The organism is Kitasatospora sp. NPDC054768, from assembly GCF_053612025.1.
In genome coordinates, this window is record NZ_JBSHBN010000115.1 from 1 (window position 1) to 18,167 (window position 18,167).

Consider the following 18,167-nt stretch of genomic DNA (forward strand, 5'->3'; position numbering starts at 1 on the left):
CCCGCGCGGGGCGGGCGGGTCAGGAGCCCGCCGCCACCGCGGCCCGCCGCCGTCGGCCCACCACGGCCGAGGCCGCCAGCACGATGGCTGCGGCGACCAGCGACAGGTACATCTGCTTGCGCCCGTCGGCGTCGGTGAACATGTACGCCATGACGAACCCGATCATGCCCATGGCCGTCCAGGTCAGGTACGGGTACAGCCACATCCGGACGGTGTGCCGCTCGGGCATCTCGCGCTCGATGATCTTCCGCATCCGCAGCTGGGTGGCGCAGATCACCAGCCAGACGAAGAGCGCCACGGCGCCGGAGGAGTTGAGCAGGAAGGCGAACACGGTGTCCGGCGAGGTGTAGTTGAAGAAGACCGCGACGAAGCCGAAGACCACCGAGGAGAGGATGGCCACCCGCGGCACGCCGCGCGAGGTCACGGTGGCGAAGGCCTTGGGCGCGTCCCCGCGCTGGCCGAGCGAGAAGGCCATCCGGGAGGCGGTGTACATCCCGGAGTTGAGGCAGGACAGCACCGCCGTCAGCACGATCACGTCCATCACCTGGCCGGCGCCCGAGATGCCGATGTGGTCCAGCACCGCCACGTACGGGCTGGCCTTCACGTCGGCGGAGTCCCACGGGAGCAGGGTGACCACGAGCAGGATCGAGCCCAGGTAGAAGATCCCGATGCGCCAGATGACGCTGTTGGTGGCCTTGCTGACCGCCTTCTCCGGGTCCTCCGACTCGCCGGCGGCCAGGGTGACGATCTCGCTGCCCATGAAGGCGAAGACCACGGTGAGCATACCGGTGAACACCGCGCCCACCCCGTGCGGCAGGAAGCCGCCGTGACCGGTGAGGTTGCTGGCGCCGACCGCGTGGGTGCCCGGCAGCAGACCGAAGGCGGCGAGGGTGCCGATCACCAGGAACGCGGCGATCGCGACCACCTTGATCCCGGCGAACCAGAACTCGAACTCGCCGTAGGAGGCGACCGAGAAGAGGTTGGTGGCGGTCAGCACCGCCATCACTATCAGCGCCCAGCCCCACTGCGGCACGCCGGGCACCCAGTTGTTGAGGATCTTCGCGCCGGCGGTCGCCTCGACCGCGAGCACCACGACCCAGAAGAACCAGTACAGCCAGCCGATGGAGAAGCCGGCCCAGCGGCCGAGCGCGCGGTCCGCGTACGCCGAGAAGGAGCCGCTCTGCGGGTCGGCCGCGGCCATCTCGCCGAGCATCCGCATCACGAGCACGACCAGCGCGCCGGCCAGCGCGTACGAGAGCAGGATGCCCGGGCCGGTGGTCGCGATGCCCGCGCCGGAGCCGACGAAGAGGCCGGCGCCGATCACGCCGCCGATGGCGATCATCGACAGGTGGCGGTTCTTGAGTCCGGCCTTCAGGTGGCCGTCGCCGCCCTCTCCGGTCGGACTCGGCTGGTGGGGGAGCCTGGTGGCCGTCGTGGGCTTGGTGGTGTCCGCACTCATCAAGGTGCCCTGTGCCTTTCCAGCGCGGTGTGACCCTCGACTCGTCGCGCCGGAGGGTGGGGGACTTGCCCGCGCATTGCGTCGCAACCTAACTTCTACGCCCGAGTATCGGAACAATGCTTTGATAACTGTTCGCTTACCGGACGTAAAAAGCCTGGTCAGGGTGGGTGGAAAGGTGGCATGGAAACCTCAGATCTGACGCATGGTCAGTATTCGAAAAGGTTGCCAAGCTCTGTTGGGGCTCAAATCGCCCGCACCTGCGCGGTCAGATCGGCCGCGCGTCGAGGACGGTGATCGCGGCCCCGTCCGCCGGTCGCCCGGTCAGCCGGGCGGCCAGGATCCGGGGGATGTCCTCCTCCTGCGAGTATCCGGGCAGGACGGTCACCTCCGCGCGCCGTGTGCCGGGCTCGCCCCGCACCGCGTACGTCACCAGGTAGCCGTACCGCTCCGGCGGCGGCGCCTGGTCCCGGTCCTGCCGGCTCCGGACGGTCATCCGCATCGACCTCCTCGGCCCATTGTCGGCGCGGTGTGGACGATCCGCGCGAATCCGGGCAGAGTGGGACTCTCGGGGCATGCCGTAGGAGCATCCCGAGCGTGCTCGGCGCCAGCCGGTTCCCGGCGCCGGTCAGGAGCGACCCCATGCAGACCACCTGGAAGGGGACGATCAGCTTCGGGCTGGTCAGCATCCCCGTCCACCTGTACTCCGCGACCCAGGAGCACGACGTCCCGCTGCACCAGGTGCACGCCAAGGACGGCGGCCGGGTGCGGATGAAGCGGTACTGCGAGCAGGAGGAGAAGGAGGTCCCGTACGCGGAGATCGCCAAGGGGTACGAGTCCCCCGACGGGCGGACCGTGACGCTCTCCGACGAGGACCTCGCCGACCTGCCGCTGCCCAGCAAGAAGATCATCGACGTGCTGGCCTTCGTGGACGAGGGCGAGATCGATCCGCTGATGTTCTCCAAGGCCTACTACGTGGGCGTCGCCGACAAGGCCGCCGCCAAGCCGTACGCGCTGCTGCGCGACGCGCTCACCGAGTCCGGGCAGATCGCCGTCACCAAGATCGCGCTGCGCACCCGGGAGTCGCCCGCGGTGCTGCGGGTGCACGACAACACCCTGGTGCTCCAGACCTGCATCTGGCCCGACGAGGTCCGCCCGGTGGCCGGCATCACGCCCGAGGGGGACGTCACCGTCCGGCCGCAGGAGCTCAAGATGGCGCGGTCGCTGATGGACACCCTCTCCGAGGACTTCGACCTGGCCCAGCTCCACGACGACTACCAGCAGGCGCTGCAGCAGGTGATCACCGCGCGGCTGGAGGGCGTGGAGGTCCCGCACGAGGAGGAGCCGGGCGAGGCGCCGGACAACGTGATCGACCTGATGGAGGCGCTGCGCAGCAGCCTCAAGCAGGCCAAGGGCGGGCGGGGCGCCGGAGCCGAGGGTGCCGGAGCCGGGGACGTCGACGCCGGGGAGGCCGGCGCCGAGGAGGAGCCCACGCCGCGCAAGCGCGCCCAGGCGAGGAAGACCGCCCCGAAGGCGGGCCCGAAGTCCGCCGAGAAGTCCGCCGAGAAGTCCGCCGAGAAGACCTCCGCGAAGGCCTCCGCGAAGACCTCCGGGACAGGCGCCACGAGGAGTCCGGCGGCGAAGAGGACCGCCACCCGGAAGTCCTCGGCCCCCCGCAAGGCCTCCTGACCCTCCCGGGTCAGGCGTTCCTCCCATCCAGCCGTCCAGCCTTGGAGGCGATCCCGATGGACCTGCTGACGTACCAGGAAGTCGAAGCCCAGGCCGACGCCGCCGCGGGTCCCGAAGCCCGCAGGGCCCAGGGTTTCGGGCACCGCGTCTGGCACTGGCTGCTCAGTCTGAGCCCCACCGTGGTGACGTTCATGATCGCGCTCTCGATCGGCCTCTGCATGGTCGCCGTCCAGGTGAGCCTGCTGCCGGTGCTGATACCGATGGCGATCTTCTGGGGCCTGACGCTCATCGCGATGGGCGGCGTGATCGCCCGCTGGATGACCCCCGGGCCGGGCCGGCACCGCATGGCGTCCTGACCCGGCCGGGACGGGCACGGGGCCGGGAGGTCCGGCTCAGCCGATCCACACCGTGGTGACGTTGCAGAACTCCCGGATCCCGTGCCCGGACAGCTCCCGCCCGAACCCGGAGCGCTTGACGCCGCCGAACGGCAGCGCCGGGTGGGAGGCCGTCATGCCGTTGAAGAACACCCCGCCGGCCTGGATGTCCCGGACGAAGCGCTCCCGCTCGGCCTCGTCGGTGGTCCAGACGTTGGAGCTGAGCCCGAACGGCGAGTCGTTGGCGGCCGCCACCGCCTCGTCCAGGTCGGCCACCCGGTGGACGGTGGCGACCGGGCCGAAGGTCTCCTCCTGGTGGATCCGCATCGCCGGGGTGATGCCGGTCAGCACGGTGGGCTCGAAGAACCAGCCGGTATCCCAGCCCTCCGGGCGTCCGCCGCCGCACTCCACCCGGGCGCCGCGGGTGCGGGCGTCCTCGACCAGTTCCTCCAGGTCGTCCCGGCCCTGGCGGCTGGCCAGCGGGCCGACGTCGGTGTCCTCGTCCATCGGGTCGCCGACCTTCAGCGCCCGCATCGCCTCGGTGAAGGCGGCGGTGAAGCGCTCGTACACGTCGGTGTGCACGATGAAGCGCTTGGCGGCGATGCAGGACTGGCCGTTGTTCTGCACCCGGGCCCGGACGGCGGTGCGCACCGCGGCGTCCAGGTCGGCGCTCGGCAGCACGACGAACGGGTCGCTGCCGCCCAGCTCCAGGACGGCCTTCTTGACCTCGTCCGCCGCGGTGGCCGCGACCGCCCGCCCGGCCGGCTCGCTGCCGGTGAGGGTGACGGCGGTGACCCTGCGGTCCCGGATCACGCCCTCGACCGCGCCCGAGCCGATCAGCAGCGTCTGGAAGCAGCCCTCCGGGAAGCCGGCCCGCCGGAACAGCTCCTCGATCGCCAGCGCGGTGCGCGGCACGTTGGACGCGTGCTTGAGCAGGCCGACGTTGCCCGCCATCAGGGCCGGCGCGGCGAACCGGACGACCTGCCAGAGCGGGAAGTTCCACGGCATCACGGCCAGCACCGGGCCGAGGGGGCGGTAGCGGACGTAGGCCCGGCTGGCGCCGGAGTCGGCGACGTCGGCCGGGGCCGGGTGCTCGTCGGCGAGCAGCGCCTCGGCGTTGTCCGCGTACCAGCGCATCGCCTTGGCGCACTTGGCGGCCTCGGCGCGGGAGGCGGCGAGCGGCTTGCCCATCTCCTCGGTCATGGTGCGGGCGACCGCCTCCTGCTCCCGGTCCAGCAGGTCGGCGGCGCGGTGCATCAGTTCGGCGCGGGCGGCGAAGGTGGTGCCGCGGTAGCCGTGGAAGGCGGCCTCGGCGCGGGCCAGCCGCCGCTCGATGCCGGCCGCGTCGAGCGGTTCGAAGGTCTGGAGGGTCTCGCCGGTCGCGGGGTTGACGCTGGCGATGGGCATGCGGGGCTCCCAGGTGGGTCGGGGTCCGGTGCGTCTGCCCTCACACCCTCCCTGACCGCCCGGCTCCGGGCACGCCTCGGCGCGCCCGGCGTGTCCCGGCGGGCGGGCGATCCGCTCCGCTCACTCCGGCAGCGACTCCACCCGGGCCGCCGCCTCCCGGGCCCTGGCCCCGGCCCTGGTCCGGGCCGCGGTGACCTGCCGGCCGGGGAAGCGGTGCAGGAACTCGGCCTCCAGCTCCCCGGTGCGCAGCGTGTGCCGCTTCAGCGCCTCCTCCGAGCCGTACAGGAAGGTCTCGTGGCGCGTGCGGTGGAGCTGTTCCAGCTCGTGCAGGAGCGTGTCGTTGCCCAGGGCGTGCGGGGAGATGCCCGCGGGCCGGATGTGCGGGTCGTCGGCGTGCCGCATCTCGGTGCCTCCTCGGCGGAAGTCCCCTCCTCCAGGGTGCCCGGGGACCGTCGCGGCTGCACCCGGCCGGTGGGCACGGATCGTAGGATGAATCTTTCCGCGTTCCTCAGAAACCATCCCGCCGACGCTCGGACAGATCGCCCATGCCGCTTCCCAAGGCCGAACTCCACCTGCACATCGAAGGCACCCTGGAGCCCGAACTCGCCTTCGAACTCGCCGCCCGCAACGGCGTAGAGCTGCCGTACGCCGACACCGAGGCGCTGCGCGAGGCGTACTCCTTCAGCGACCTCCAGTCCTTCCTGGACCTCTACTACGCGCTGATGGCCGTGCTGCGCACCGAGGACGACTTCGCCGACCTGGCCGACGCCTACCTGGCCCGGGCCGCCGAGCAGGGCGTCCGTCACGCGGAGATCTTCTTCGACCCGCAGGCGCACACCGCGCGCGGGGTCCCGCTGGGCGCGGTGGTGGACGGACTGACCCGGGCGCTGGAGCGCGGCGAGGAGCGGTACGGCATCAGCGCCCAGCTGATCATGTGCTTCCTGCGGGACGAGTCCGCCGAGTCCGCGCTGGAGACCTTCGAGGCCGCCCGTCCGTACTTCGACCGGATCACCGGCATCGGCCTGGACTCCGCCGAGGTCGGCCACCCGCCGGTGAAGTTCCGCGAGGTGTACCGCCGGGCCGCCGAGGCCGGGCTGCGGAGGGTCGCCCACGCGGGCGAGGAGGGCCCGGCCGCGTACATCACCGAGGCGCTGGACGTCCTCGGCGTCGAGCGGATCGACCACGGGCTGCGCTGCCTGGAGGACGGCGAGCTGGTCGCCCGCCTGGTGCGCGAGCAGATCCCGCTGACCCTCTGCCCGCTCTCCAACGTCCGGCTGCGCTGCATCGACACCCTCGCCGACCACCCGCTGGACGAGATGCTGGAGGCCGGGCTGCTGGTCACCGTCAACTCCGACGACCCGGCGTACTTCGGCGGCTACGTGGAGGACAACTTCCGCGCCGTGCGCGAGGCCCTCGCCCTCGACCAGGAGGCCCTGCGCCGGCTGGCCGCCAACTCCTTCCGCGCCTCCTTCATCAGCGAGCGGCGCCGGGCCGAGTTGCTCGCCGAGGTCGAGGCGTACGTCTTCTGACCCGCCCGTCCGTCGCGCCGGCCCGTCACCCGTCCAGGGGCGACGGGCCGACGCGCTCGTAGCGCAGTAGCGTCACGCCGTTGGTGAAGCGGTGGGTCTCGGCCAGGGCGAGCGGGGTGGGGTGGTCGGTCGGGCGGAAGAAGAGCGTGCCGCGGCCGAGCACGACGGGGTGGACGTAGAGCCGGAACTCGTCGATCAGGTCGAGGGCGAGGAAGGACTCGGCCAGGTTCGCGCCGCTGAGGCAGAGATCGCCGCCGGGGCCGGCGGTGAGGGCGGCGACCGACTCCGGGGTGACCTCGTGGACGACGGTGGTGTTCCAGTCGGCGTGGTCGAGGGTGCGGGAGAAGACGGTCTTCGGCATCGCGCGCCAGATGCCCGCGAACTCGGCCGTCGGACCGTCGGCGGCCGGGTCCTGGTCGGCGGTGGGCCAGACGGAGGCCATCAGCTCGTGCGTCACCCGGCCGGAGACGAAACCACCCATTCGGGCGAGTTCGCGATTGAAGTGGGTGTGCACCTCGTCGTCGACGAGGTTCCAGCCGAGGTCGTGGTCCGGGCCCTCGAAGTAGCCGTCCACGGACAGGGAGACGAAGAGGACGATCCTGCGGCGCATCGGCGGCCTCACCGGGAGACGGTCCGCCGCCCCTGCCGCGGGGGAAGGGGCGGCGGACGGGATCAGATCAGGGTGCTCCAGTAGTACCAGAACCGGTCGAGGATCAGCAGCGCGATCACCGCGTACCAGAGGGCCGGGACGACCCAGTGGTAGCGGGCCGCCTCCCGGACGGCCGTCCGCAGCCGCGGGCCCACCGGGATCACGCCCGAGCGCAGGTTGTGCAGCGTGGTGTACCAGAACAGCGGGATCACCGCGGCCCACACCACCATGCAGTACGGGCAGAGCGCACCGATCCGGTACAGCGCCTGGTACATCAGCCAGGTCACGAAGCCGACCCCGAACACCGTCCCGGCCTGCAGGCCGAGCCAGAACCAGCGCCGGAACGCCGCCCCCGAGAGCAGCCCGGCACCGACCGCGACGACCACCCCGAAGGCGACCAGCCCGATCAGCGAGTTGGGGAAGCCGAAGGCCTCCGCCTGCGCGCTGCGCATGATCGAACCGCAACTGATGATCGGGTTGATGTTGCAGTTGGGGACGTAGGACGGGTCCTCCAGCAGCCGGATCTTGTCCAGGGTGAGGACCGCCGAGGCGAACAGGCCGACGGCGCCGCCGATCAGCAGCAGCCAGGCGAACGGGCGGCTCGCGCCGTACGTGGGCCGCACGTCGGGCGCGCCGGCCGTCATCCGGTCACCTGCTTGACCATCGCGGTGAACTGCTCGGGGGAGACGGCCTTGCCGTTGGAGAGGACGTCCAGCTTCCGGCCGTCCAGCTTGACGGTCGGGGTGCCGGTGACGTCGCTCTTGTTGAACTCCTCGTTGACCTTGGCCGCCCACGGCGCGTAGGTGCCGTCCTGGACGGCCTTCACGAAGGCGTCCGTCTTCAGGCCGGGCACCTGGCCGGCCAGGTCCAGGACGTGGTTGACGTCGCCGAAGGCGTCGCTGCGCTCGTCCGGCTGGTTGGCGTACAGCACGTCGTGGAAGGCCTTGAACTTGTCCACGCCCTCGTTCAGCGCGGCGCCGGCCGCGGCCAGCGCGGTGCGCGAGCCCTTGCCGCCGAGGTTGTTGTCCAGGAACGTCGCCAGGTGGTACTGGACCTTGTACGTGCCGTCGTCCGCGAGCTGCTGGATCGCCGTGCCCGTGGTGGTCTCCAACTGCTCGCAGAACGGGCAGCGGAAGTCCTCGTAGACGTCCAGGGTGTGCGGGGCGTCGGCCTTGCCGTAGGTGATCACGGTGCCGTCGGTGCCGCTCGCGTTGGCCGGCACGACCAGCGGGCCGTTCGCGGCGCTCGAACCGGAGCCGGAGGAGCCGCCGACGGCGAAGGCCACGCCCGCCGCGAGGGCGAGGACGGCGACCGAGGCGCCGCCGACCACCACCCGGCGGCGGATGCGCTCGGAGCGCTCGGCCTGGGCGCGGGCGACGCGCATGCGGTCGGTGGCGGAGGCCTTCTTGGCGGTCTTGCGGGTGTTGCTCATGGGGTGTCGTCCTGTGCTCTCGGGCGTACGGGGCGGCGCGGCCGGTCGGGGCCTGCGCGGGGGAGAGAACAGCCGACTGAGCGGGCGGGGAGGCCCGCGGCTCAGACGGCCAGGGCGAACACCGGCGGACCGCGCCGGACGGCCGGGCGGACGACGACGTCCTCGGCGGGGACCAGCGCACGGCTGGCCCGGGGGAACGGCACCCGCGCCGGCGGACGGGCCGGCAGCGGGGCGGCCAGCAGCCGCAGCCAGCGGGCGGCGGCCGGCAGATGGCGGTGCAGGAACTCGCCCACCATCCGGACGGCGCCGGCCAGGCAGCACAGCGCGGCGTCCGCACGGCGCAGCCAGTAGGCGCCGGCCAGCGCGATCACCGTGTGCAGCAGCAGGAGCAGCAGCACACCGGTCCGGGCGGAGACGCCGTGACCGAGCAGGAAACCGCCGAGCGAACCGCCACCGCACAGCAGCGGCTGGAGGCCGTGCCCGGCGCCGGGCGGCAGCGAGGGACACGTGCTCTGCGCGAGGTCGAACAGCGCGCCGGCGCCCAGCTCCAGGGGCAGGAACACCGCCGCGATCGCCGGGAAGCCGCGCTCGCGGCCGGCCAGCGAGAAGGCCACCGCGAAGACGGCGGCCGAGGCCAGCAGCATCGGGCCGACCGGCAGCGTACGGCCGGTGACCAGCACCTGGCCGAGCCCGGCGAGCAGCACGACCAGCGCGGCGAAGACCGCCGCGCGGAGCGTCCTGGTGACCGGCCCGATGTCCATGGCACCCGAGTCTGCCACAGGTTGAAACCGAAACGGTCTGCCGGACGGTGCGCTGTGAAGAGCCTCACCGCCCGCGCTGAGCTGGGCTTATCCGATGCTTACGGGTGGCGGCCGGGAGCCTGCGCCCGGGTGTCCGACGGTTCCGGGCCGGCCCCGACGGCGTTCACCCGCGCCTCGACCAGCTCCCGGAAATGGTCCAGATCCTCCCGCACCGCCCGCTCGATCGCCCCGGCCTGGGCGAAACCGCGCGGCCCGCCGAACTCGCGCCGCACCGCCTCCGCGTCGTACTCCACCCGGATCTGCAACCGGGTGTGCCGGGCATCGAGCGGCAGCAGCGCGAAGGCGCCGCGCAGCGGGAGCGGATCCAGGGTCCGCCAGGCCATCACCCGGCCCCGGCCGCGGTCGGTGATCTCGGCATCGACCGAGCGCCGCGCGCCGTCGACCTCCACCCCGAGGTGCGCGAGGTTCCGGCCGTGCGGCTGGGCGCTGCTGACGCCGTCGACGAACCGGGGGTACTCGTGCACCCGGTGCAGTTGCTCCCAGGCGGCGAGGACGGGGGCGGCGATGTCGATCTGTTCCTCAAGGGTGCTCATTGTGCGCGGCACCTCCCTGGGTCCAGCGTGCGCCTTGGGGTGGGGGTGGGCAAAGGGGGGCGGGAGGGGGGCGCTCTCGGGCGCGCGGGGGGTGGTGGGGTGGGGGAGACTGGGCGCATGCCGGAGCTGCCCGAGGTCGAGGCGTTGAGTGTCTTTTTGTCCGAGCGGTTGATCGGGCGGGTGATCGCTCGGGTGCAGCCGGTGGCGATCAGTGCGCTGAAGACGTACGACCCGCCGGTGACGGCGTTGGAGGGGCGGACGGTCGGGGCGGTGGGCAGGCGCGGGAAGTTCCTGGACGTCGAGGCCGAGGGGCTGCACCTGGTGGTTCACCTGGCCCGGGCCGGTTGGCTGCGGTGGAAGGAGGGCCTGCCCGTCGAGCCGCCGCGGCCGGGGCCGCGCAACCCGTTGGCGTTGCGGGTGCGGCTGGCGGGTGAGGCCGGGGACGGGTTCGACCTCACCGAGGCGGGGTCGAAGAAGGGGCTGGCGGTGTACGTGGTGCGGGATCCGGCGGAGGTGCCGGGGGTGGCCCGGCTCGGGCCGGACCCGCTGGACCCGGCGTTCACCCTGGCGGACTTCGCGGTGCTGCTGCACGGCGAGCGGCGGCGGCTCAAGGGTGTGCTGCGGGACCAGGGTGTGCTGGCGGGGGTGGGCAACGCCTACTCGGACGAGGTGCTGCACGCGGCCCGGATGTCGCCGTACAAGCTCGCCGGGAGCCTGACGGAGGACGAGGTGGCCCGGCTGTACGAGGCGCTGGGCGGCACGCTGCGCGAGGCGGTGGAGCGTTCGCGCGGGCTGGCGGCGGGGGAGCTGAAGGCGGAGAAGAAGCTCGGGCTGCGGGTGCACGGCCGGACCGGTCAGCCCTGCCCGGTCTGCGGGGACACGATTCGTGAGGTGTCCTTCGCGGACTCCTCGTTCCAGTACTGCCCGACCTGCCAGACCGGGGGCAAGCCGCTGGCGGACCGGCGGCTGTCGCGGCTGCTGAAGTGACGGCCGCGGTGGGTGGGACGGTTCGCGGCCGTCCCACCCGGCGTTCGTCGGTCAGCGCTTGATGGCGACGCCGCCCCAGTAGTACGCGGCCTTCGGGTCGGCCGGGGGCTCGCCGTCCGGGCGCCAGGCCAGCACCGGGGCGACGCCCGGCTCGACCAGATCCCAGCCGTCGAAGAAGCGGACCACGTCGTCGTAGCCGCGCGGCACCAGGGTCATCCCGCCGGCCCGGGCGGCTTCGGCGACCTTGCCGACGGCCTCCGGGTCGAAGTCCGGGGTCGGGGTGGTCAGGGCGATGCAGCTGCCGGCCGGAAGGGCGTCGCGCAGCGCGGCCACCCGGCCCCACGGGTCGTCCTCGTCGGCGATCAGCATCAGGACGGCGATCATCAGCAGGCCGACCGGCTGGGTGAGGTCGAGGGTGGCGGTGAGCGCCGGGTCGGCGAACAGCTCCTCGGGCTTGCGCAGGTCGGCGTGGATGTAGGTGGTGCGGCTGGCCGGGCTGGAGACCATCAGCGCGCGGGCGTGGGCGAGCACGATCGGGTCGTTGTCGACGTAGACCACCCGGGTCCCGGGGCTGACCGCCTCGGCGATCTCGTGGGTGTTCGGCGAGGTCGGGATGCCGGTGCCGAGGTCGAGGAACTGGCGGATGCCGTGCTCCCGGGCCAGGTAGCGCACGGCCCGGCCCTGGAACGCCCGGTTGGCCTTGGCCATCGCCTTGACGCTGGGAACGGCCTGCTCGATGGCCTGCCCCATGGCGCGGTCCGGCGGGAAGTTGGTCTTCCCGCCCAGCCAGTAGTCGTACACGCGCGCAGAGTGCGGGGCGGTGGTGTCGACGCCGAAACGTTCCCACTGGCTGAGCTCGGGGGAGTCGTCGTCCTGCGGGCCCGGGCGGGGGGAGTCCTGACTTGTCGTCATGGCCACGTCCTCTGATGGCAGATCATCACACTGGGGAAGGCACAGCGTAGCGGTCCGGACAGGAGGTGGAGCGTCCGGTCGGGGAAGATCCGTGGAAGATCTTCGGGGGCGGGGTGGACGGCCGATGGCCCTGGGCCGTCGGAGTGGTGATCGGGGCCGTCGGAGTTGCCCCCGGGAGGGGCGGCGACGGCCGGGGCATGCATCCACAATGCTGTCAGATCGTCAGATTACTTCGCGCAGATTGCTACTGGTTGCGGCGGGAATGTCCCTCCTGGGCACGGCTGCCGGATGTCGGAGCTACGTGGGCGGCGGGGAGGGCGGAGCCGCGGACGGGGCGGGCGGCGCCGCCGCCCCGTCCGCCCCGGTGGGGCCCGAGGGGGCGCCGGGAGGGCCGGGTGCCGCACCGGCCGCGGCCGCCGCGCCGTCGGTGACCCCGGGGGGCACGCCGTCCGCGGCGTCCTCGTCGGCGCCGCCGTCCGCCGCGCCGAGTGCGGCGCCCGTACGCCGGGTGCTCACCGAGGCGGAGGCCAAGCCGGTGTACGACCTGGACCCGGAGCGGCGGGTGGTGGCGCTCACCATCGACGACGGCCCGGACCCCCGCCACACGCCGACCGTGCTGACGCTGTTGGAGCAGTACGGGATCAGGGCGACGTTCTTCCTGATCGGCGAGAACGCGGTCGAGCACCCCGCCCTGGTGCGGGAGATCGCGGACCGCGGCCACCACATCGCCAACCACACCTGGACCCACCCGGACCTGCGGCACCTGTCCGAGGCCAAGGTGCGGGACGAGCTGGAGCGCACCTCCGACCTGCTGCACCGCACCACCGGCCGGCAGCCCACCTGGTTCCGCGCGCCGGGCGGGGACTGGTCCGCGGCCTCGCTCAAGGTGGCCGCCGACCTCGGGATGCGGAACATGGCCTGGTCGGTGGACCCGAGGGACTGGGCCCGGCCCGGCACCTCGGCGATCATCGACCGGATCCTCAAGAACGTCCGGCCCGGGTCGATCGTGCTCAACCACGACGGCGGCGGGGACCGCTCGCAGACGGTGGCGGCGCTGAAGGCGTACCTGCCGGTGCTCGTCGACTCGGGGTACTACTTCACCGCTCCGCCGAACTGACGGGGGTTTCCGGTGGACCTCCGCAGGGTGACGGGTAGCGGTTTCAACCTTTAAACCACTCGAATAGGTGGATTAGAAGAACCGTTTTTGCGGATTTTGGGCCTCTAGGGTGATCTCGCACCGATGAATCCGGGTACCGCCGGGTACCACCTGAAAGGCCCTCACCCATGCGTCTCCGCAACGCCGTGCTCGCCGCCGCCAGCGCCGTCGCCCTCGTCCTCGCCGTTCCCTTCTCCGCCAACGCCGCGGAGGGCGATTTCCTCTACAAGGTCGGCCCCGGGGTCCTCACCGGCCTCGCCGACCCGCGGAGCGGCGAGTGCATCGACCTGCCGTGGACGACCGAGGACGCTCCGGGCTTCGCGCCGGAGAACCTCACCCGCTCCACGGCCACGGTCTTCCTGGACTCCGGCTGCGCGGGTGACGTGTTCTACGTCATGAACCCCGGCAAGAAGCTCGGCGACCGGCTGAAGCTGCGCTCCGTCGTCTTCTCCTGAGCGGACCGTCACCGCTGATCCGAACGGTCCGGCGCCGCGTCGGGAGCCGCCGGACCATCCGCCGAACGGCCCCACCGCCTGTGCCGTGGGGCCGTTCGGGTGGACGCGATCGTGCCGCTGGCGCCCGCGCTCTACACCTTCTCGACCTTCCACTGCATGACGATCTCGCTCGGTGAGGGCGGGGAGGGCCTCGGGACGGTCTGGGGCGAGCAGACGGCCCGGCGGATGCCGGCGGTGGCCGGGTTCCGCTCGGTCGAGGCGAAGCGGGTCGAGGGGGACGTGCTGAACCTGTACTGCGTGGCGCGGCTCGACGGCGCGGCGCAGGGCTGACGGCGCACGGGCGGGCTTCCCGGGCGGGGGTGACCGGACGGATCTCCCGGCCGGGTGGCCGGGGCCGCACGGGCGGCGTAGGTTCGAACTGTCCGGCCCGGTCGCCGGCGCCTTGCCGTGCCCGTACGCCCTGCCGTCCTCGTGCGGCCCACCGTGCCCCGTCGGGCGCAGCAACCTGGGCAGAGCGAAGGAGGGCCTGGGATGACCGGCAACGGCTACGCGCACCCCGAGACGTTGGTCCGCACCGAATGGCTGGCCCACCACCTGGACGACGGGACGATCCGGGTCGTCGAGGTGGACGAGGACACCGAGGCCTACGACCGGGACCACATCCCCGGCGCGGTCGGCTGGAACTGGACCACCGACCTGCACAGCCAGGTCGGCCGGGACTACGTCGACCGCGACGGCGTCCAGCACCTGCTGCGGGCGGCCGGGGTCGAGGACGACACCACCGTCGTGCTCTACGGCGGCAACAACAACTGGTTCGCCGCCTACGCCTACTGGCTGCTGCGGCTGCGCGGCTACGGGCCGGTGCGGCTGCTGGACGGCGGGCGCAAGAAGTGGGAGCTGGAGGGGCGGGAGCTCACCCCCGAGGTGATGGACTACCAGCACACCGGCTACCGGATCGGCGGGCCCGAACGGCCGGAGCTGCGGGCGCTGCGGGACGAAGTCCTGGCCAAGGCGGAGGTGTTCGCCAAGCCCGGGGCGGACGCGGTGCTGGTGGACGTCCGCTCGCCGGCCGAGTTCCGGGGCGAGCTGATCGCACCCCCGCACCTTCCGCAGGAGCAGGCGCAGGTGCCCGGGCACATCCCGGGCGCGGTCAACGTCCCCTGGTCGCAGGCGGCCAACGACGACGGGTCGTTCCGCTCGGCGGAGGAACTGCGGGAGCTGTACGCGGGGAAGGGCGTGGAAGCGGAGCGCGAGGTGATCGCGTACTGCCGGATCGGCGAGCGCTCCGCGCACACCTGGTTCGCGCTCACCGAGCTGCTCGGGTACCCGCACGTGAAGAACTACGACGGCTCGTGGACGGAGTACGGCTCGCTGGTGCGGGCACCGGTGACGCTCGGAGCGTGAGTGGCGGGTGGGGTGGGGGTGACGGGTGGGATGCGGGCGCCGGGTGGGGCCCGCGGGAGGGTGTGACGGCTTCGCGGCAGCGCTGCGAAGCCGTCATGTCGGCGGGTTTCTTTTCATGAACATCTCACAATTTGGGAGTGGACGGGGCGCACCCGGGACAAGGATCGATCCAACCCCATCGTTCCGGTGATCCCTGGAGGACCACGTGCGCAAGAGGCTGATCGTCTCTGCTGCCAGTGCCCTGAGCCTGTTCCTGGCCGTTCCCGCCTCGGCTTCCGACTTCCAACCCGGCGCGGCCGGGGTCGGCGACCCGTACTACCCGACCTACGGAAACGGCGGCTACCGCGTCTCCCACTACGACATCCGGCTGAAGTACCAGCCCGCCACCGACGAACTGGAGGGCACCACGACGATCCTCGCCACGGCGACCCAGAACCTCTCCCGGTTCAACCTCGACTTCGCGCTGAACGTCTCCGAGGTCCGGGTCAACGGGCGGCCCGCGACCTTCGCCACCAGCGGCGAGCAGGAGCTGGAGATCACCCCCGCCCGGCCGCTCGCCAAGGGCGCCCAGGCCACCGTGGTGGTGCGCTACAAGGGCGTGCCGTCCACCGTGAAGCGGTACGGCTTCACCAGCTGGCACCGCACGCCGGACGGCGGGATCGCGGCGAACGAGCCCGAGGCGGCCTGGTGGTGGTTCCCGAGCAACGACCACCCGACCGACAAGGCCACCTACGACGTCTCGGTCCTCGTGCCGGACGGCACCCAGGCGATCAGCAACGGCGTGCTGACCGGCACCAGCTCGCAGGCGGGCTGGACCCGGTACAGCTGGCGCGAGAACAAGCCGCAGGCGACGTACCTGGCCACGCTGGCGATCGGCAGGTTCGACGTCACCCGGGACACCACGGCCAGCGGGCTGCCGGTCTACAACGCGTACAGCAAGGACCTCGGGGAGAACGCCGACGCGGCCCGGGCGAGCGTCGAGCGCACCGGCGAGCTGGTGGACTGGCTGAGCGGCTACTTCGGCGAGTACCCGTTCAGCTCCGTCGGCGGCTACGTCCCCAATGTGCCGACCGGCTACGCCCTGGAGACCCAGACCCGGATCTTCTACAGCCCCCGGCAGTTCGCCAAGGGCTCCAACACCTCCGTGGTCGTGCACGAGCTGGCCCACCAGTGGTACGGCGACAGCGTCTCGCTCTCCCGCTGGAGCGACATCTGGCTGAACGAGGGCTTCGCCCGGTACGCGCAGTTCCTCTGGTCGGAGCACGAGAACGAGGGCACCGCGCAGGAACTGGCCGACTACGTCTACGCCTCGCACCCGGCCGACGACCCGTTCTGGAAGATCAAGCCGGGCGACCCGGGCCCGGACGACCAGTTCTCCGGTGCGGTCTACGAGCGCGGTGCGGTGGCCGTCCAGGCGCTGCGCAACGCCGTCGGGGACGAGAAGTTCTTCCGGATCCTGAAGGGCTGGCCCACCGAGCGCCGCTACGGCAACGCCACCATTCCGGAGTTCCTGGCCTACGCCGAGAAGGTCTCCGGGAAGAAGCTCGGCGACCTGCTGAACACCTGGCTGTTCACCCCGAGCAAGCCCGCCGTCGGACCGGTGCCGCCGGGCACCGCTGCCGCGGCCTCAGCCTCGGCCTCGCTGGCGCCGGGCGCGGACGCCGGCCGGGACGCGGGGCAGCCCCCGGTCGAGCCGAAGTCCTGGAAGAAGATCCAGGAGACCAACTCGGTGCACGAAGCCCATAACTGACGACATGCCGGACCAGCCGACGTGACGGCTCCGCGGTACCGCTCCGGAGCCGTCATGTCGGCGCGTTTCTTTTCATGAAGATCTCACGATCGGGGAGTGGGCGAGGGGTTGACGGGAGAAGGATCGATTCGACCCCGTCGTTCCGGTGATTCCTGGAGGACCATGTGCGCAAGAGGCTGATCGTCTCCGCCGCCAGTGCCCTGAGCCTGTTCCTGGCCGTTCCCGCTTCCGCTTCCGACTTCCAACCCGGCGCGGACGGGGTCGGGGACCCGTACTACCCGACCCTCGGCAACGGCGGGTACAGCGTGTCGCACTACGACATCCGGCTGAAGTACCAGCCCGCCACCGACGAGCTGGAGGGCACCACGACGATCCTGGCCACGGCGACCCAGGACCTCTCCCGGTTCAACCTCGACTTCGCGCTGAAGGTCTCCGAGGTCCGGGTCAACGGGCGGCCCGCGGCCTTCGCCACCAGCGGCGATCAGGAGCTGGAGATCACCCCTGCCCGGCCGCTGGCCAAGGGCGCCCAGGCCACCGTGGTGGTGCGGTACAAGGATGTGCCGTCCACCGTGGAGAAGTACGGTGGCTACACCGCCTGGCGCCGCACCCCGGACGGTGCGGTGGTGGCCGGCGAGCCCGTGTCGGCCGGCTGGTGGTTCCCGAGCAATGATCACCCGAGCGACAAGGCGACCTTCGACGTCTCGGTGCTGGTGCCGGACGGCAACCAGGTGATCAGCAACGGCGTGCTGACCGGCACCACCTCCCAGGCGGGCTGGACCCGGTACAGCTGGCGCGAGAACAAGCCGCAGGCGACCTATCTGGCCACGCTGGCGATCGGCAGGTTCGACGTCACCCGGGACACCACGGCCAGCGGGCTGCCGGTCTACAACGCGTACAGCAAGGATCTGGGTGACAACGCCGACGCGGCGCGGGCGAGTATCGAGCGCACCGGCGAGTTGGTGGACTGGCTGAGCGGCTACTTCGGCGAGTACCCGTTCAGCTCCGTCGGCGGCTACGTCGCCAACACCCCGTCCAGTGGTGCCCTGGAGACCCAGACCCGGGTCTCCTACGGCCCCGGGCTGTTCGCCAGGGGCACCAATACGTCGGTGGTCGTGCACGAGCTGGCCCACCAGTGGTACGGCGACAGCGTCTCGCTCTCCCGCTGGTCCGACATCTGGCTGAACGAGGGCTTCGCCGAGTATGCGCAGTTCCTCTGGTCCGAGCACGAGAACGAGGGCACCGCACAGGAACTGGCCGACTACATCTACGCCTCACGCCCGGCCGACGATCCGTTCTGGACCGTCAAGCCGGGCGACCCGGGCGAGGACAACCAGTTCTCCCTCGCGGTGTACTACCGCGGCGCGCTGGCCATCCAGGCGCTGCGCAACGCCGTCGGGGACGAGAAGTTCTTCCAGATCCTGAAGGGCTGGCCCACCGAGCGCCGCTACGGCAACGCCACCATTCCGGAGTTCCAGGCCTACGCCGAGAAGGTCTCCGGGAAGAAGCTCGGGGACCTGCTGAACACCTGGCTGTTCACCCCGAGCAAGCCCGCCGTCGGACCGGTGCCGCCGGGCACCGCTGCCGCGGCCTCAGCCTCGGCCTCGCTGGCGACG

21 protein-coding genes are annotated in these 18,167 nt (G+C 71.8%); 10 read left to right on the top strand and 11 right to left on the bottom strand.

From position 1 onward, the window contains the following. Window positions 1–19: 19 nt before the first annotated feature. Together ACWGKU_RS28295 and ACWGKU_RS28300 are read right to left on the bottom strand one after the other, a co-directional pair. Window positions 20–1,459, bottom strand: a complete 1,440-nt coding sequence (locus ACWGKU_RS28295; protein WP_401054350.1) for an amino acid permease — start codon at window positions 1,457–1,459, stop codon at window positions 20–22. Window positions 1,460–1,724: 265 nt separating this feature from the next. Further along, window positions 1,725–1,952 carry a hypothetical protein gene (locus tag ACWGKU_RS28300; protein ID WP_452178014.1) on the bottom strand — a complete coding sequence of 76 codons (228 nt, stop codon included), beginning with the start codon at window positions 1,950–1,952 and terminating at the stop codon, window positions 1,725–1,727. A 146-nt stretch (window positions 1,953–2,098) separates the two neighbouring features. Here ACWGKU_RS28300 and ku point away from each other — a divergent pair, with 146 nt between their 5' ends. Next, the gene (gene ku, locus ACWGKU_RS28305; RefSeq protein WP_452178015.1) at window positions 2,099–3,145 is read left to right on the top strand and encodes a non-homologous end joining protein Ku; all 1,047 of its coding nucleotides are present in this window, start codon (window positions 2,099–2,101) and stop codon (window positions 3,143–3,145) included. 56 nt (window positions 3,146–3,201) lie between these two features. Next, window positions 3,202–3,501 carry a hypothetical protein gene (locus ACWGKU_RS28310; RefSeq protein WP_452178016.1) on the top strand — a complete coding sequence of 100 codons (300 nt, stop codon included), beginning with the start codon at window positions 3,202–3,204 and terminating at the stop codon, window positions 3,499–3,501. 36 nt (window positions 3,502–3,537) lie between these two features. On the opposite strand, the gene ACWGKU_RS28315 is transcribed toward ACWGKU_RS28310, so the two are convergent. Together ACWGKU_RS28315 and ACWGKU_RS28320 are read right to left on the bottom strand one after the other, a co-directional pair. Then, window positions 3,538–4,926 (bottom strand): NADP-dependent succinic semialdehyde dehydrogenase, encoded by a 1,389-nt coding sequence (locus ACWGKU_RS28315; RefSeq protein ID WP_401051112.1) that lies wholly within the window; start codon window positions 4,924–4,926, stop codon window positions 3,538–3,540. A 120-nt stretch (window positions 4,927–5,046) separates the two neighbouring features. After that, window positions 5,047–5,328, bottom strand: coding sequence for a DUF6158 family protein (locus ACWGKU_RS28320; protein ID WP_359909119.1), 282 nt, complete (start codon window positions 5,326–5,328; stop codon window positions 5,047–5,049). Between the two features lie 143 nt (window positions 5,329–5,471). Here ACWGKU_RS28320 and ACWGKU_RS28325 point away from each other — a divergent pair, with 143 nt between their 5' ends. Continuing rightward, on the top strand, window positions 5,472–6,455 hold the full coding sequence (locus tag ACWGKU_RS28325; RefSeq protein WP_359909122.1) for an adenosine deaminase: 984 nt from the start codon (window positions 5,472–5,474) through the stop codon (window positions 6,453–6,455). Between the two features lie 25 nt (window positions 6,456–6,480). On the opposite strand, the gene ACWGKU_RS28330 is transcribed toward ACWGKU_RS28325, so the two are convergent. From ACWGKU_RS28330 to ACWGKU_RS28350, 5 genes are all read right to left on the bottom strand, one after another. After that, window positions 6,481–7,065 carry a dihydrofolate reductase family protein gene (locus ACWGKU_RS28330; protein ID WP_452178017.1) on the bottom strand — a complete coding sequence of 195 codons (585 nt, stop codon included), beginning with the start codon at window positions 7,063–7,065 and terminating at the stop codon, window positions 6,481–6,483. Window positions 7,066–7,127: 62 nt separating this feature from the next. Continuing rightward, the gene (locus ACWGKU_RS28335; protein WP_401051108.1) at window positions 7,128–7,748 is read right to left on the bottom strand and encodes a vitamin K epoxide reductase family protein; all 621 of its coding nucleotides are present in this window, start codon (window positions 7,746–7,748) and stop codon (window positions 7,128–7,130) included. Continuing rightward, on the bottom strand, window positions 7,745–8,536 hold the full coding sequence (locus ACWGKU_RS28340; protein ID WP_452178018.1) for a DsbA family protein: 792 nt from the start codon (window positions 8,534–8,536) through the stop codon (window positions 7,745–7,747). Before ACWGKU_RS28340 ends, ACWGKU_RS28335 begins: the two co-directional genes overlap by 4 nt. Window positions 8,537–8,637: 101 nt before the next feature. Then, a complete protein-coding gene (locus ACWGKU_RS28345) occupies window positions 8,638–9,297 on the bottom strand; it encodes a hypothetical protein (protein WP_359909133.1) in 660 nt (219 codons plus the stop codon). 98 nt (window positions 9,298–9,395) lie between these two features. Continuing rightward, a complete protein-coding gene (locus tag ACWGKU_RS28350) occupies window positions 9,396–9,890 on the bottom strand; it encodes an SRPBCC family protein (protein WP_452178019.1) in 495 nt (164 codons plus the stop codon). A 117-nt stretch (window positions 9,891–10,007) separates the two neighbouring features. On the opposite strand from ACWGKU_RS28350, the gene ACWGKU_RS28355 reads away from it, so the two are divergent. Continuing rightward, window positions 10,008–10,877, top strand: a complete 870-nt coding sequence (locus ACWGKU_RS28355) for an Fpg/Nei family DNA glycosylase (protein WP_452178020.1) — start codon at window positions 10,008–10,010, stop codon at window positions 10,875–10,877. A 51-nt stretch (window positions 10,878–10,928) separates the two neighbouring features. Here ACWGKU_RS28355 and ACWGKU_RS28360 read toward each other — a convergent pair whose 3' ends face one another. Together ACWGKU_RS28360 and ACWGKU_RS28365 are read right to left on the bottom strand one after the other, a co-directional pair. Beyond that, window positions 10,929–11,789 (bottom strand): SAM-dependent methyltransferase, encoded by an 861-nt coding sequence (locus ACWGKU_RS28360; RefSeq protein ID WP_387686810.1) that lies wholly within the window; start codon window positions 11,787–11,789, stop codon window positions 10,929–10,931. Between the two features lie 297 nt (window positions 11,790–12,086). Then, window positions 12,087–12,305 carry a hypothetical protein gene (locus ACWGKU_RS28365; protein ID WP_452178021.1) on the bottom strand — a complete coding sequence of 73 codons (219 nt, stop codon included), beginning with the start codon at window positions 12,303–12,305 and terminating at the stop codon, window positions 12,087–12,089. Between ACWGKU_RS28365 and ACWGKU_RS28370 the strand changes: the two genes are divergently transcribed. The 6 genes from ACWGKU_RS28370 to ACWGKU_RS28395 all read left to right on the top strand — a co-directional run. Beyond that, window positions 12,298–12,906, top strand: coding sequence for a polysaccharide deacetylase family protein (locus tag ACWGKU_RS28370; RefSeq protein WP_359904878.1), 609 nt, complete (start codon window positions 12,298–12,300; stop codon window positions 12,904–12,906). The genes ACWGKU_RS28365 and ACWGKU_RS28370 overlap by 8 nt on opposite strands. A 167-nt stretch (window positions 12,907–13,073) precedes the next feature. After that, window positions 13,074–13,400 (top strand): hypothetical protein, encoded by a 327-nt coding sequence (locus ACWGKU_RS28375; protein ID WP_401052292.1) that lies wholly within the window; start codon window positions 13,074–13,076, stop codon window positions 13,398–13,400. A 99-nt stretch (window positions 13,401–13,499) separates the two neighbouring features. Beyond that, a complete protein-coding gene (locus ACWGKU_RS28380; protein ID WP_401052290.1) occupies window positions 13,500–13,730 on the top strand; it encodes a hypothetical protein in 231 nt (76 codons plus the stop codon). Between the two features lie 201 nt (window positions 13,731–13,931). Further along, complete coding sequence (locus ACWGKU_RS28385) at window positions 13,932–14,804, top strand: sulfurtransferase (protein ID WP_401052288.1); 873 nt, start codon at window positions 13,932–13,934, stop codon at window positions 14,802–14,804. 205 nt (window positions 14,805–15,009) lie between these two features. Then, window positions 15,010–16,554 (top strand): M1 family metallopeptidase, encoded by a 1,545-nt coding sequence (locus tag ACWGKU_RS28390; RefSeq protein ID WP_452191615.1) that lies wholly within the window; start codon window positions 15,010–15,012, stop codon window positions 16,552–16,554. 164 nt (window positions 16,555–16,718) lie between these two features. After that, window positions 16,719–18,167, top strand: a 1,449-nt coding sequence (locus tag ACWGKU_RS28395; protein ID WP_452191616.1) for a M1 family metallopeptidase, incomplete at its 3' end; no start/stop codon positions are given.